Consider the following 14,357-nt stretch of genomic DNA (forward strand, 5'->3'; position numbering starts at 1 on the left):
GGGGCGATGCCGTGGGATGCGGATACATCGGGGGGAAGCGGTGTTGCGTGTTCATTTCGACGGAGACGACCTGGCCAGGGTCCGGGTGGCGGTGGGCGCCGTGCCGGCCTGGGAGACGGTGCTGAGCCTGCACAGCCTGCACCACGCCGAGCGCGGGAACGTCTCGCGCCGCTGGCGCCGCTCGGTGGCGGCCGGCGCGCCGCGCGCCACCCGGCTGCTGTCCGAACTGGTGCCGCCCCGGGGCTACTTCCCGGACTTTCTCACCCCGGCGCGGCAGCGCTACGGGCTGCGGGAGAGCGTCGCCGAGGTGCTGCGGACCCCGCCGGCGGCGCGGCGCGGGGACATCGAGCTGCTGGGCGCCGAGCGCGCCGTCTCGCCCTGGGTGAGGGCGCTCTCCCGGGGGGACGACCACGCGCTGGACCTGCTCGGCCGCGCGCTGACCAGCTACCAGCGGGTGGCCATCACCCCGCACTGGCGGCACGTCCGTGCCGCGGTCGAGGCCGAACGGGAGCGGCTGGCCACGGAGTTGCTGGACCGGGGGACGGAGTCCCTGCTGGGGAGGCTGGCGCCCGGCATCCGCTGGCGCGCGCCCGTCCTGGAGATGGACTATCCGGTGCGCCAGGAACTCCACCTCGGCGGGCGGGGGTTGCTGCTGGTCCCGTCCTACTTCTGCTGGCGCACCGCGGTCACGCTGCTGAGGCAGGACGGTATCCCGGTGCTGGTCTACCCCGCCGAGCGGCGGGGCGGGGCGCTCGCGCCGGACGGGGATCGGCGGCGGGAGCTGGCCGCGCTGATCGGCGCCACCAGGACGGAGGTGCTGACGCAGGTGGGGAGCGGCGCGAGCAGCGGCGAACTGGCCCGTCGGACCGGCGCGTTGCCGTCCTCGGTGAGCCAGCACACGGCGGTGCTCCGCGCGGCGGGACTGCTGTTCAGCGAACGCCGCCGGAACGCCGTGGTGCACACCCTGACCCCGCTGGGCCGCCGGCTGCTGGGCGGCGGGGACGGCCCCGACCGGTGACCGCGGGGCGGCGCCGGCCACCCGCGCCGTCCCCGGATTCACGCAGGAGTGAAACACGCCCTGGCCCGGGCCCGGGCCGCCTAACGTCGTGGCACGAGCGCGGCGGGCCCGCCGCGCGGCAGCCGCCGGGCCGGCCACGGGCGGTGGTCCCCAGGGGGGCGGGACCACCACCCGGGCCGGGCCGGCGGAACGGGGGACTGGGCGGGGGGAACGGTCGGTACGCACGCGGTCTCGGCCTTCGACGAGGGGACGGGACCCGGGTGGCGGACCGCGCGCCCAGGTGGTTACCCACCGTAGCGGTCGCCACTGACAGTGCGACCGTGGCCGTCGGCGCGCGGGTCAGGCGGCGCGGGGATCAGGGGGTGCGGGGCCGCACCGCGCCCAGGATCGGCCGCCCGGCGACGGGGGTGACCGCCACCTCCCGGCCGGGGGCGGGCGGGTGGACCACCGTGCCGTCCCCGGCGTAGAGCGCGATGTGGCTGGCGTCGTCGTGGTAGACCACCAGGTCGCCCGGGCGCAGTTCATCCAGCGGCACCCGGGGCAGCAGCTCCCAGGCCCGGGCGCTGGTCCTGGGCACGGTGGCGCCGGCCTGCTCCCAGGCGCGCAGCGCCAGTCCCGCCGGGTCGAAGGCGTCAGGACCGGCGGCGCCCGGCCGGTGCGGCTTGCCGCGCTGGGCGAGCGCCCACTCCAGGGCCTGCCGCCCGGCCGCGTCGCCGGCCGCGTCGCCCGTCCGGCCGTCGGTCACCGCGTCGGTCACCGCGTCACTCACCGCGCCGCCTTCGGCCGCCGCCCCGCTCCCGTCGGCCGGCCGCTGGGCGGCGAGGAACTCCCGCTGCGCGTCGGCGGTCTCCCGGGTCGCCAACTCCGTCACCCCGGAGCGCTGTTCCTCGGTCAGGCCGGCGAGCAGCTCGGCCACCTCGGCCATCCGGTGGTGCGCCGCGTCCCGCCGCTCCCGTTCCCGCTCGGCCAGCAGCCGTTCCTCGTCCCACGCCGCTTGGGCCTCGTCCGCCAGCGTCTCGGTGGTCCGCTCCGCCTCGGCCAGCCGTTGGATCTCGGCCAGCTGCCCGGCGGCCGCCCGCCGGGCCACCGTGGTGTCGTGCAGCGCCCGCGCCGGCTCGTCGCCGGTGAGCAGCAGCCGCAGCACCGGCGGCAGCTCGCCGCCGCCACCGTTCCGGTACTCGGCGGCGGCCAGCCGGCCGGCGGTCCTCCTGGCGCCGCTGAGGGTGCCCCGGGCGTCGGCCAGCAGCGCGTCCAGCCGCGCCACCTCGGCCCGCTGCGCCGCCAGCCGCTCGGCCGACTCGTTGTACGCCTCGGTGGCCGCCCCCGACTCCCGTGCCAGCTCGCGTAGTTCGGTCAACAGGGCAGCGGGGTCGGCGGGTTGGTCGGCGGCCTCGCGGGGTGTGGCGTTGGCGGACGGGCCGCCGACGACGGTGGCGGCGAGCAACAGCGCGACCAGGGCGGTGGTGTGTCGGGGCATCAGGCGGCTCCTCCTGCCGTCACGCCACCCGCGGGCGGGATCGGCCCAGCGATGGTGTGCACGGTGCCGCACCCCGCGCACGCCGAACGGCGCGAACGGGTGGCCGCGCGCCCCGAAACGGCTGCCCGGCGGCGCCGGGAGCCCGCGGAGCCGCCCGGGTCGGCCGTCCCGCCGTCCCGCCGGCCCCGCCCCGCCTCGTCAGGAGCCGTCCGGCGGCGGCGTGGCGTCGTCGTCGCCGGACGGGCGCAGCCGCTTGCGGTAGGCCCGGCCGGGGAGGGCGTCCGGCGCGTAGACGTAGCGCCAGCCCTTGGGCAGCCGGAGCCGCCTGGTGTGGCCGGCCGCCTCCAACTGGTAGACGTGCACGGCCGCCAGGCCGCCGTCCCCGTCCGGCACCGGCACCTCGTAGACCTTGGGCGGCCGGCCCGTGGCACCCACCAGCACCGGCAGCGTCTCGCCGTCCAGCGGCCCCCCGACAAAGGGTGTCTCCACAGCTCGCACCGGGGCAGTCTAGGCCCGGCCGCCGGTGGCGCTCGGGCCGGCGCTCAGGCGGCGGCGCCGAACCAGGTGGGCAGCGCGTCGACCAGCCCACGCTGTTCCTCGCCGACCCAGGCCACATGCCCGTCCGGGCGCAGCAGGACCGCCGGCACGTCCAACTCGTCGCTGGTGTCCACGACCCGGTCGACCCGGTCGGCCCAGCCCGTCACCGACAGCCGGCCGGTCTGGTCGAGCAGCAGCCCGCGCCCGCCGCGGGTCAGCTCGTAGAGCCGGCCCCGGCCCAGCCGCACGTCCCGCAGCCGCCGGCCGAGCAGCCGGTGGCCCGGGCCGAAGTCGTAGCGGACGCCGATGGCGGTGATCTTCTCGGTCAGGTAGCGGTTGACCTCCTCGAAGTCCGCCAGCTCGGAGACCAGCCGGCGCACCGCCCGCGCGCCCGGCTCGGTGGACATCAGCTCCATCTGGGCGCGGGTGTTGTCCAGCACGTCGGCGGCCACCGGGTGCCGCTCCGCGTGGTAGCTGTCCAGCAGGCCATCGGGGGCCCAGCCGCGTACCGCGGCGGCCAGCTTCCAGCCGAGGTTGAACGCGTCCTGGAGGCCGAGGTTGAGGCCCTGGCCGCCGGCCGGCGGGTGGATGTGCGCCGCGTCGCCGGCCAGCAGCACCCGGCCGACCCGGTACCGCTCGGCGAGCCGGGTGGCGTCGCCGAAGCGGGACAGCCAGCGCGGGGAGTGGACGCCGAAGTCGGTGCCGGCCACCGCCCGCAGCCGCTCCCGCACCTCGTCGAGGGTGGGCGGGACGGCGCGGTCGGCGGCCAGCCCGGCCGCCGGCACCACGACCCGGTACCCGCCGTCCCCGACCGGCCCGAGCCCGAACCGCACCTGGCTCTCGCGCACCTCGGCGACCACGGCGGCCACCGTCTCGGCCGGGACGGCCACCTCCATCTCGCCCAGCAGCGTCTCGACCCGGCTGGGCTCTCCCGGGAAGCCGACGCCGAGCAGCCGGCGGACGGTGCTCCGGCCGCCGTCGCAGCCGACCAGGTAGCGGGCGCGCGCCCGGGTTCCGTCGGACAGTTCGGCGGTCACCCCGTCCGCGTCCTGGGCCAGTCCGACCAGCGCGCACCCGCGCCGCACCTCGGCGCCCGACTCGGTGGCCCACTCGGCGAGCAGCCGGTCGGTGCTGGTCTGCGGGATGCCGAGGACGTACCCGTGCGCGGTGTCAAGACCGGTGGGCGTCGGCTTGGCGAGCCCGGCGAAGAAGCCGCCGGTGGGGTATCTGGTGCCGAGCGCCAGGAACCGGTCCAGAACGCCCCGTTGGTCCAGCAGCTCGATGCTGCGCACATGCAGTCCCAGCGACCGGACCTGCCGGGTCGGTGTCGCCGCCTGCTCCAGCACCAGCACCCGCACGCCCTGTAGCCGTAGCTCGCTCGCCAACATCATGCCGGTGGGTCCGCCGCCGGCCACGATCACGTCGATCAACTCAGCCCCCAGGTGTGGTGTACGGCCGGCCACCAGGTGCGGGGCCGGACCGGGGCCGCTGATTCTGGGCCAACGGGGGGGTCTTGCCGCAAGGTCCCCCGTGCGCTATACCTTGAGAGTGGCAGGGAGCGTGCGCTCCTTGCCTTTCGTGTTTCCTGGACCGCGGCGCCGCCGAGGCCCGGCGCCCGCCGGCCCGCCGGTCAGGGGCCGGTCGGCTCGGGGGCCAGGGTGCGCAGGGCGCGGTCCAGCAGCGCCGAGACCGGCCCGTCCGGCGGCTCCAGGGCCGCCGCGGCGCGCACCACCCGGGCGGTCTGCCGGTCGTGCGCCGCCGTGATCACCAACTGGCCGACGAACAGGTCGATCAGGTAGTCGCGCAGCTCGTCCAGGCCCAACTCGCCCTCGTCCAGGGAGATCAGCGACATCGCCTCGACCGCGCTGATCCAGGTGCGCACCGCGGTGCGTAGCCAGGGGCCGGGGCGGCGCACCGCCATGTGGCTCAGCACCCGGTCCGCCGCCGCCCGGCGCACGCCGTCCACGATCGCCGTGGTGCGGGCGGTGCCGACCACGCTGCCGCCGCGCAGCAGCGCGGAGAACCCCTCGCCGTGCTCGCGGACGAAGGCCAGGTAGCGGTCCAGCCCGCGGCCCAGCCGCTCGCTGAGCGGGCCGCCGGCCGGCACGTCGAAGCAGGCGGCCAGCTCCTCGGCGGCGTGTTGCAGCGCCGCCTCGTACAACTGCTGCTTCCCGCCGGGGAAGTAGCGGTAGACCAGCGGGCGGGAGACCCCGGCCCGGCGCGCCACGTCGTCCAGCGAGACCTCCTCCGGCACGCGGTGCGCGAACAGCCCCTGGGCCGTCGCTATCAGTTGGGCACGCCGCTCGTCCACGCTCAGCCGACGGTAGGCCGGCACGCGGGGTGCTGGGGGGCCGCTCATGACAAGCAGGGTAGCCGCCGGCCGGCCGCCGGTGGGGTGCGGGCGGTCCCGCGCCGACCGTTCTGGCCAACGGCGCGCCGGAGCAAGCCCGTTGGGACCGGCCGAGGCGACCGGGCGGCCCTTCGGGTCAGGCCAGCAGGCCGGAGCTGCGCCACATGCGGCGCGCCACCCCGCGCATCACCCCGATGTCGTCGAGGAACTCGGTCAGTCGCCGCGCGCCCTCCCGCATCACCTCACGCCGGTGGGCGCTCGCCCGCGCCTGGGCGACGGCCTCCCGCCGGTCGAGGCCCACGTTCGTGTACACCTCGGGGTTGACGAAGGCGACCGAGAAGATCCGGGCGAACTCGCCGCTGGCCACCCGGGTCAACTCCCGTTCCCAGCGCGGCGCGATCAGCATCTGCCGGCGCAACTCCTCACGGGCGTACCGGACGTGGCGTGCCTCCTCCACCACGTGGATGCGGGTGACGCCGCGGATCAACGGCTGGACCCGCTCGTCGGGGAAGGTCATCCGCTGCATCCAGTCCAGCACCTCCTCGCCCAGCAGGGTCGCGACGAACGAACCCGGCGTGGTGGAGAAGGTCTTGAAGACCCGGGCCACGTTGTGGTGCGCGCGGACCGGCGGGTAGTTCGGGGTGTCGCCGTGGGTGATCACCCGGGCGAACATCATCGAGTGCCGGCACTCGTCGGCGATCTCGGTCAGCGCGTAGCGGACGTGGGCGCTGGTCGCGGGCTTGTCGTAGATGTGCCGGACGAGCAGCTGCATCAGGATCAGCTCGAACCAGATGCCCAACGAGGCGAGCGCCGCCGCCTCGTGGCGGGAGAGCGCGATCCGCTGCTCCTCGCTCATCCGGTACCAGAGCGGGGTGTCGTAGAGGGAGACCAGTTCTGGCGGCCAGTACCAGAGGCCGTCGACCCAGGGGGCCTCCCAGTCCAGGTCACGGTCGGGGTCGAAGGAGTGCCGCGCCGACGCCGCGAGCAGTCGCTCGGCGACCTGCTCACGGTCCTTGAGCGCACCGAGCGCGTCCCGCAGCGTCGTGACGTCGGCCAGGTCACCGGAGAGAGCCATGGTTTTATGAGACTAGCTGTCAGCAAGCCCGTCAATCCCGTGGACGACGGTTTTCTACGGCCCTGGGCGGCCCCTGGGCGGCCGCGTCGCCGGCCGGGGCCGCCATGGCCTGGGAGGTCATTGGGCCGGGCCGGCCCCGGTGACACCGTCGGGGAGGAACGGCCCCCCGGCAGCGGGTGGTTGGGCCGTCGGACCAGGGAGGCCGGAATGACCGTGACCAGCGCCGTGCGTGCCAGCGCCCCGCGACGCACCCACTGCACGCCGTGCTGCGCTTCGATGCCGCGAGCACCGGGCTCTTCGGGGTGCTGATGCTGGTGGGCGCCCCCTTCCTCAGCGATCCGCTGGGCCTGCCGGTGGGGGTCGGGCCGCTCTTCGCGGTGGCCCATGCTGGTCGGCGCCGGCGTGCTGCTGGCCGTCGCCCGCCGCCGCGCCACCGGCCGCCCCTTGCCCTGACCGTGGTGGGGACCAACGCCGGCTGTCGGGTGGCCATGGTGGTCCTGGCGCTGGCCGGCGTCGGGGACCTGACCGGTGCCGGGGTGGCGTTCCTGCTGGTCGGCGCGGTGATCGTGGCGGGCTTCGCGGAGGCCCAGTTCCTCGCCTACCGCCGCGACCGGGCCGGCTGAGCCGCCGGGCCAATCCGGCCACCAGACCCGGCCACCCGACCCGGCCGCCGCACGCCCCCGGCTCGGCGCCCCGGTCACGCGCCCCGCCGCACACGCCCCCGCGCGGGTCAGCCGACGGCCGCGGGCAGCGTCACGGTGAGGTGCGGGGCGAGGGCGCGCAGGAAGTCCGCCGCGTCGAAGAGCGCGCCGGCGGCGGCCACCCCGACCGTCCTGGTCCGGCCGTCGAGGACCCGGGCCACCGCCTCCACCACCAGTGGCGCGGTCACCGCGTAGATGTCCCGGCCGGCCGCCGCCGCGCGCCGCTCCTCGCCACCGCGCCGCACCACGGCCTCCACCAGGAAGGTCTGCGCCGACCTGCCCCGTGGGTCGGTCGCCGTCGGCGCCGGGGTCTCCGGCGCGGACAGGTCCTTGGCCGCCGCCAGTGACATGTGGGTGCGCACCTCGGGAACGGCCAGGTGGCTGGGGATGGTCACCACGTCGGCCATGGTGAACTCCGCGACCACGGTCTGGGTGCCCAGCGGCTCGGGGAACGGCCACTCCAGGGTGGTCGGCCCGTCCCGGTGGTAGGTCAGCCGCCCCGCCGTGAAGCGCACGCCCCGGCCGGCGCGCCGCTCCCTGGACACCACGCCGGCGGCGCGGGTCCCGGCGGTGGGGTGCCAGCCGCTCAGCCCGTAGGCGATGACCGACTCGTCGGCGGCCGGCCAGTCCTCGCCCATCGCCGCGGTGGTCAACAGGTCGCCGAGCCCGCCGTAGAAGGCCATCGCCGGCAGCACCACCGTGCCGGCGGCCGCGGCCCGCTCCGCGAAGTGCGTGAAGGTGTCCAGGTTGGCCTCGATCTCGGCGGCCACGTCCAGGTAGGGGATGCCGGCACGCAGCGCCGCCTCGATCAGCGGGCCGGCCGTGGTGGCGAACGGGCCGGCGCAGTTGACCACGGCGGCCGCGCCGGCCAGCGCCCGGTCCAGCGCGGCCGGGTCGGTCACCGACGCCGCACGGGCCGCCGCCCCGGGACCGGCCGCCGGCACCAGGGCCGCCAGCCGCGCGGCGTCCCGGCCGAGGAGCAGCGGGACGAGGCCCCGCTCCCGCAGCTCGGCCACCACGAAGCGTCCGGTGTGCCCAGAGGCCCCGTACACCGCTACTTTCTGTCCCGCCGCCATCGGTAACTCCCGTGCTCTGTCCACTCGGTGTGCGTTCGTGGACCATCCTGGCCGGCGGCCGGCCGGCGGACGAGTGTCCGGAACGCCATGGCCCGTACAGTTTCGGACGTGAGCACTGTCGCGCTGGCCGTCACCGACGGCATGCTGCCCTTCGAACTCTCCCTCGCCCACGAGGTGTTCGGCTCCCCCCTGGCCGGCGTGGCCGGGCCCGGCTACCGGCTGTTGGTCTGCGGCCCGGGCGCCGTGCGGCTCGGCCGGTTCCGGCTGGAGCCGGACCACGGCCTCGACCACCTGCCGCGCGCCGACACGGTGATCGTCCCCGGCTGGGTCGATGTCGACGTGCCGCCGCCCGCCGAGCTGGTGGACGCGGTCCGCGCGGCGCACGCGGCGGGCGCCCGGGTCGCCTCGCTGTGCACCGGCGCGTTCGTGCTGGCCGCCGCCGGCCTGCTGGACGGCCGCCGGGCCACCACCCACTGGGCGCACACGGAGGTGCTGGCCGCCCGCCATCCCCGGGTGACGGTGGACCCCGACGTGCTCTACGTGGACCAGGGCACCGTGCTCACCTCCGCCGGCAAGGCCGCCGCGCTCGACCTGTGCCTGCACCTGGTCCGGCTCGACCACGGCACCTCGGTCGCCAACACGGTCGCCCGCCGGCTGGTCGTGCCACCGCACCGGGAGGGCGGCCAGGCGCAGTTCGTCGCGACGCCGGTGCCGGCGCCGGGCCAGCACCCGCTCGGCGCGCTGCTGCCGTGGGCGCTGGCGCGGCTGGACCAGCCGCTGACCGTGACGGACCTGGCCCGCCAGGCGGGGCTGAGCACCCGCCAGTTGGGCCGCCACTTCCAGGCGGTCACCGGGACCACCCCGTTGCGCTGGCTGCTGATCCAACGGGTCAGGCGCGCCCAGGAGTTGCTGGAGTCCACCGAGCGGGGCGTGGAGGCGGTGGCGGCGGCCGCCGGGATGGGCTCCGCCACCACGCTGCGCCGGCACTTCAACCGGGTGGTCGGCGTGCCGCCGGACGCCTACCGCCGCACCTTCCGCGCCCGGCCGCCGGCCGAGCCGGCCGGACCAGCCGACCCGGCCGCGGCGCGGCCCCGGCGGTAGGGCCCGCTCCCACCACGGTCAGGCTCGTCCCGACCGCCGCGCCCCGCCCGACGCCGCTGGCTCGGCCGGCTCGACGGCGCCGTCCGGCCCGGTGCGCGGGGGCGGGCCGGGCAGCAGTGGCACCGTCAGCAGCACCACCGCCAGCACCCCGGCGGCCAGCCAGAACGCGCGGTGCAGCCCCTCGGTCACCGCCCCCGAGGTCTGCACGACCAGCGTGACCAGCGCGACCCCGAGGGCGGCGCCCACCTGGTTGAGCATGTAGAGCACCGAACTGCCCTGTGCCACCCGCTCGGCCGGCAGCGCCCGGTACAGCGAGCCCATGGTCGGCGCGCTGAGGAAGCCCAGCCCGACGCCCAGGAACAACGCGCCCAGCGCCGGGAGGAGTTCACCCGTGTCCGCGTCGACCCGGGTGAAGCCCAGGGTGCAGGCCAGGGCGAGCGCCGTCCCGGCGGCGGCCAGGCCCCGGGAGCCGAACCGGTCGGAGAGCCGGCCGGCCAGCGGCATCGCCAGCGAGCCGCCGAGCCCCATCGGGGCCATCAGCAGCCCGGCCGCCAACACCCCGTGGCCGTGGACCTGTTGGTAGTAGAGCGGCAGGGCGAAGAAGGCGGCGAAGTTGATCACACCGCTCAGCCCCATGATGGTCACCGCGGCGGTGAAGCCGCGGTTGGCGAAGAGTCGCAGGTCGATCAGCGGGTGCGGCACCCGCGCCCGGCCGGCGTGCAGCCCGTAGCCGGCCAGCAGGGCCAGGCCGAGCAGCAGCGGCAGCAGCGCCGACCAGGCCCCGACCGAGCCACGTTCCGCCGTCTGGGAGAGCGCCAGCACCAGCCCGGCGAACCCGGGGGCCAGCAGCGCCAGCCCCAGCACGTCGAGGCGGCCGCCGCCCGGCCGTTCCGCCGGCGGCTGGTCGGCCGGCAGCGTCCGCCGGGCCAGCAGCAGCGCGACCAGCCCGAGTGGCACGCTGAGCAGGAACATCCAGCGCCAGGAGAGCGCCTCCACCACCGCGCCGCCGGCGATCGGCCCGGCCGCCGGGCCCAGCGCGAGCACCACGCCCATCAGCCCCATCACCCGCCCCGCCCGGGCCGGGCCGGCGGCCCGGGCCAGCAGCACCAGCAGCAGCGGGTCCAACAGGCCGGCGCCGACGCCCTGGACGAGGCGGAAGACGATCAGCGAGCCCGCGTTCCAGGCCAGCCCGGAGGCGAGCGAGCCCAGCACGAAGACGCCGAGTCCGGTCAGCCACAGCCGTTTCCCGCCGAAGCGGTCGACGGCCCAGGTGGCGAACGGGATGGTCGCGGTCACCGCGAGCAGGAAGCCGGTGGAGGCCCAACCCACGGTGCTCAGCGAGGCGTTCAGCGAGGCGGCCAGCGTCGGGGTGGCGACCGCGGCCATGGTGCTGTTCAGGATGCCCAGCAGCCCGCCGAGCAGCAGCACGCCGATCAGTCGCAGCAGGGGAGCACCCAACCGGTCCCGAGATATTGAACTCATGGGTTCAAGTTAATGTTCTGACTAGTTCATACGCAAGCGAAGTCGGCGGGTCGCCAGGGGAGTTCGGTGTGCGGGGCCAGGCGGCTGCCCCGTGCCCCGGGTCTCGGCGGGGCCCGCCCGTACAATCGGCCCATGGCAGGGACCCAGGCGCGGGGGCGGATCGACAAGCGGGCGGCGATCCTGGCGGGCGCGTTCGCCGTCTTCGCCCGCAAGGGGTACGCGGCGGCCGGCGTCCAGGACATCGCCGCCGAGGCCGGGGTGGCCAAGCCGACCGTCTACAACCACCTCACCGACAAGGCGACGCTCTTCCGCAGTGCCCTGGAGGCCACCGCCCGGGCCAAGCTCGACGAGCGGATCGCCGCCATCGAGCCGCTCTACGAGCCGGGTGACGACCTGCCCGGCACGCTGGGGCTGGTCGGTCACCGGCTGCTGCGGGTGCACGGGGACGCCACCTCCTGCGCGCTGCGCCGGCTGCTGTACGCCGAGGTGACCCGCTTCCCCGAGGCGCTGGAGCTGGTCAGCGCCTACGGGCCGCACCGGGTGGTGCGCGCGCTGGCGGACCCGCTGGGCCGGCTCACCCTCGCCGGCCGGCTGACCGCCACCGAACCGGCCCTGGCGGCCGAGCAGTTGATGGCGCTGCTGGTCGGCCCCATGGAGGCACGCTCCCGGATGGGTACCCGGGAGGTGGCGGACGCGGAGTACCGCGAGGTGGCCGCCGCGGCCACCGCCACCTTCCTCCGCGCCTACGGCCCGGCGTCTACCGGCGGCTGAGGCTCCGCCCGGCGGGGCGCCCGGCGGATGGGAGCGCTCTCACAGGTTTGGGTCTCCGGTGGGTCGGCGCACCCCGGGCGCGCGGGCCGCGCACCCCTGTCGGCGCCCGCGCCGGATGGTGGGCCGCGCTGCGCCACGGTCGCGATTGGTATCCGAGACAACACGTAGAGTCGCGAGTTATCCGGTTAAGTCGCGCCGGAGTTGCCCCGTTAGTGGAGCCTTCGCGGCATTCCCCGGCCCGGCAATCCCGCCGGCTCTGTCCATCTCCTTGACATGGCGCCGACACGATGGCCTGATGGGTGGGCGATTCCATGGGAGCGCTCCAACGCGGGTCCGCACCGCGCTGGTTCTCGCACGCGTTCGTCAATCCCCCACCCCCCAACGGGTCCACGGGACGGACCCTTCGAGGAGACGGCCATGAAGAGCACGAAACGAATCGGAACCGTCGTCGCCGCCGGTGTCGCCGGGGCGCTGGGCGTGGCCCTCGCGGTGCAGCCGGCCACCGCCGACGAGCCGGGGACGCGGGCCGTCGGCCTGCACATCGAGAACGGCCGGCTGGTGGAGAGCACCGGCAACGACTTCGTGATGCGGGGCGCCAACCACGCCCACGCCTGGTACCTCGACCAACTCGGCTCGCTCGCGGACATCAAGGCGCTGGGCGCCAACACCGTCCGGGTGGTGCTCAGCAGCGGGCACCAGTGGGCGCAGACCACGCCCGACCAGGTGGCCGAGATCGTCGCGGAGTGCAAGGCCAACCGGCTGATCTGCGTGCTGGAGGTGCACGACACCACCGGGTACCCCGAGGCGGGCGCCGCCGTCTCGCTGGACGCCGCCGCCGACTACTGGGTGAGCGTGCTCGACCAGCTGCGCGGCGAAGAGGACCACATCATCGTCAACATCGGCAACGAGCCGTTCGGCAACACCGGTTACGAGGCGTGGGCCGCCGACACCCAGGCCGCGATCGGCAAGCTGCGGAACGCCGGCTTCGAGCACACCATCATGGTGGACGCGCCCAACTGGGGCCAGGACTGGACCGGCACCATGCGGGCGGGCGCCCAGTCGGTCTACGACTCGGACCCGACCGGGAACACCATCTTCTCCATCCACATGTACGGCGTGTACAACAACGCCACCGCCGTGCAGGACTACCTGAACCACTTCGTGGACGCCGGACTGCCCATCCTGGTTGGCGAGTTCGGCCACAACCACTCGGACGGCGACCCGGACGAGGACGCCATCATGGCCACCGCCGAGGAGCTGGACCTGGGCTACCTGGGCTGGTCCTGGAGCGGCAACAGCAGCGAGGTCGGCTACCTGGACCTGTCGGTCAACTTCGACCCGAACCAGCTGACCGAGTGGGGCGAGCGGTTCTTCAACGGCCCGGACGGGGTCGCCGAGACCGCCGAGGAAGCCACCATCTACAACTGACCGCCCCCGTGGTGGTGGGCGGCCCGGCCACCCGCCGCCCCCCACCCCCCGGCCGGCCGGTCGCTCAGTGACCGGCCGGCTGGTGGCGCGGGTGCTCCGACAGCCGGCGGATGGTGCGGTTGACGTCCGACGGCGAGACGATGCCCAGCAGTCGGGTGGGCGCCGCCCGGCCGCCGCCGGCCGGCCCCGGCTCCTCCGCGCCCTCCACCACCAACACCCGCTGTTCCGGTCCCGGTTCGAGCCGGGGCAGCAGCTCGGCGAGGTCCTGGTCGGGGGTGGTGGTGCGGACCCGCTCCAGCGGCACCATGATCTCGGCGACGGTCAGCGCCCGGTGCTTCTCCACCGGGACCTGGCGCAGCCGCTCCCTGGTCACCAGCCCGATCGGGGCGCCGCTGGATGAGACCACGGGCAGCGCCGGGTGGTCGTAGCCGGGGGAGGTCTCCGAGAGCAGGCCGCCGACGGTCGCGTCGGCGGGCACCGTCGCCGGCCGGGGCGTCATCGTCTCGGTCACCGGCACGCCGGCCAACAGCTGCCGGACGCGGGCCTGTTGCCCCTCAAGCGAGGCGGCCCCGGCGACGAACCAGCCCACCAGGGCCAGCCAGAGCGCGCCGAAGGCGCCGCTCCACAGGAACACCACCAGGCCGGCGGCCACCAGCACCCAGCCGAAGACCTGGCCGGCCACGCTGGACTGGGCGGTGGCCCGGGGCCGGTCGCCGGAGCGGCGCCAGAGCGCCGCCCGCAGCAGCCGGCCGCCGTCCAGTGGGGCGGCCGGGAAGGCGTTGAAGAGCGCCAGCAGGAAGTTGATCACCGCGAGCCAGGCCACCACCTCGACCACCGGGCCCGCGTCCAACGCCACCAACAGCCAGGTGACGGCGGTGCAGACGACGCCCAGCGCCAGGCTGGTGGCCGGGCCCGCGCCGGCGATCCGGAACTCGGCCTCCGGGTCGGGTGCCTCCGTCCTGGTCCTGGTGGCGCCGCCCAGCAGCCACAGCACGATGTCCCGCACCGGCACCCCGGACTTCCGCGCCACCACGGCGTGCGCCAGCTCGTGCGCCAGCAGCGAGGCGAGGAAGAGCACCCCGGCCAGCAGCGCCAGCAGCGTGTAGCTGACCGCGCTCCGGTCCGGGTAGGCGTTGGGCAGCCGTTCCACGCCCAGGCCGAGAGCGATCACCGCGAAGATCACGACGACGCTCCAGTGCACCCCGACCCTGACTCCCGCGATCCGCCCCAGCGTGAAGGTCGCCCGCACCTCGCTCACCTGCCTCGATAGCCGCGCGGTCGGCTCGCCCCGCGCCGGCTCGGGGCGGGGGAGTCCACGTCGGCGCGGCGAGTACCCAGGGA

General features: G+C 75.7%; 13 protein-coding genes. 5 read left to right on the forward strand and 8 right to left on the reverse strand.

The features are described 5' to 3' along the window. Positions 1-43: 43 nt before the first annotated feature. Positions 44-1,018: an ArsR/SmtB family transcription factor gene (locus tag RM844_RS05065; protein ID WP_394814439.1), complete on the forward strand. Its 975-nt coding sequence runs from the start codon at positions 44-46 to the stop codon at positions 1,016-1,018. Positions 1,019-1,373: 355 nt separating this feature from the next. Here the strand turns inward: RM844_RS05065 and RM844_RS05070 are convergent, their stop codons facing one another. The 5 genes from RM844_RS05070 to RM844_RS05090 form a co-directional block, all read right to left on the reverse strand. Next, on the reverse strand, positions 1,374-2,495 hold the full coding sequence (locus RM844_RS05070) for a C40 family peptidase (protein ID WP_311665172.1): 1,122 nt from the start codon (positions 2,493-2,495) through the stop codon (positions 1,374-1,376). Positions 2,496-2,693: 198 nt separating this feature from the next. Beyond that, a complete protein-coding gene (locus RM844_RS05075; RefSeq protein ID WP_311665174.1) occupies positions 2,694-2,993 on the reverse strand; it encodes a hypothetical protein in 300 nt (99 codons plus the stop codon). Positions 2,994-3,037: 44 nt separating this feature from the next. Then, positions 3,038-4,462: a rifampin monooxygenase gene (rox, locus tag RM844_RS05080; protein WP_311665176.1), complete on the reverse strand. Its 1,425-nt coding sequence runs from the start codon at positions 4,460-4,462 to the stop codon at positions 3,038-3,040. 200 nt (positions 4,463-4,662) lie between these two features. Then, a complete protein-coding gene (locus RM844_RS05085; protein WP_311665178.1) occupies positions 4,663-5,391 on the reverse strand; it encodes a TetR/AcrR family transcriptional regulator in 729 nt (242 codons plus the stop codon). A gap of 127 nt (positions 5,392-5,518) precedes the next feature. Continuing rightward, entirely contained in the window at positions 5,519-6,457 is a 939-nt protein-coding gene (locus tag RM844_RS05090) for an AurF N-oxygenase family protein (RefSeq protein ID WP_311665180.1), read from the reverse strand. Between the two features lie 263 nt (positions 6,458-6,720). On the opposite strand from RM844_RS05090, the gene RM844_RS05095 reads away from it, so the two are divergent. Further along, positions 6,721-7,080 (forward strand): hypothetical protein, encoded by a 360-nt coding sequence (locus tag RM844_RS05095; protein ID WP_311665182.1) that lies wholly within the window; start codon positions 6,721-6,723, stop codon positions 7,078-7,080. 107 nt (positions 7,081-7,187) lie between these two features. On the opposite strand, the gene RM844_RS05100 is transcribed toward RM844_RS05095, so the two are convergent. Further along, positions 7,188-8,234: a saccharopine dehydrogenase NADP-binding domain-containing protein gene (locus RM844_RS05100; RefSeq protein WP_311665184.1), complete on the reverse strand. Its 1,047-nt coding sequence runs from the start codon at positions 8,232-8,234 to the stop codon at positions 7,188-7,190. A gap of 108 nt (positions 8,235-8,342) precedes the next feature. Between RM844_RS05100 and RM844_RS05105 the strand changes: the two genes are divergently transcribed. Next, positions 8,343-9,335 (forward strand): helix-turn-helix domain-containing protein, encoded by a 993-nt coding sequence (locus RM844_RS05105; RefSeq protein ID WP_311665185.1) that lies wholly within the window; start codon positions 8,343-8,345, stop codon positions 9,333-9,335. An 18-nt stretch (positions 9,336-9,353) separates the two neighbouring features. Here the strand turns inward: RM844_RS05105 and RM844_RS05110 are convergent, their stop codons facing one another. Next, on the reverse strand, positions 9,354-10,817 hold the full coding sequence (locus RM844_RS05110; protein ID WP_311665187.1) for a DHA2 family efflux MFS transporter permease subunit: 1,464 nt from the start codon (positions 10,815-10,817) through the stop codon (positions 9,354-9,356). 132 nt (positions 10,818-10,949) lie between these two features. Between RM844_RS05110 and RM844_RS05115 the strand changes: the two genes are divergently transcribed. After that, positions 10,950-11,588 (forward strand): TetR/AcrR family transcriptional regulator, encoded by a 639-nt coding sequence (locus RM844_RS05115; protein WP_311665189.1) that lies wholly within the window; start codon positions 10,950-10,952, stop codon positions 11,586-11,588. A gap of 417 nt (positions 11,589-12,005) precedes the next feature. After that, the gene (locus RM844_RS05120; RefSeq protein ID WP_311665190.1) at positions 12,006-13,016 is read left to right on the forward strand and encodes a glycoside hydrolase family 5 protein; all 1,011 of its coding nucleotides are present in this window, start codon (positions 12,006-12,008) and stop codon (positions 13,014-13,016) included. Positions 13,017-13,080: 64 nt separating this feature from the next. Here RM844_RS05120 and RM844_RS05125 read toward each other — a convergent pair whose 3' ends face one another. After that, the gene (locus tag RM844_RS05125) at positions 13,081-14,274 is read right to left on the reverse strand and encodes a site-2 protease family protein (protein ID WP_311665193.1); all 1,194 of its coding nucleotides are present in this window, start codon (positions 14,272-14,274) and stop codon (positions 13,081-13,083) included. Positions 14,275-14,357 lie beyond the last annotated feature (83 nt).

The organism is Streptomyces chisholmiae (assembly GCF_031845445.1).
Taxonomy (GTDB): domain Bacteria; phylum Actinomycetota; class Actinomycetes; order Streptomycetales; family Streptomycetaceae; genus Streptomyces; species Streptomyces chisholmiae.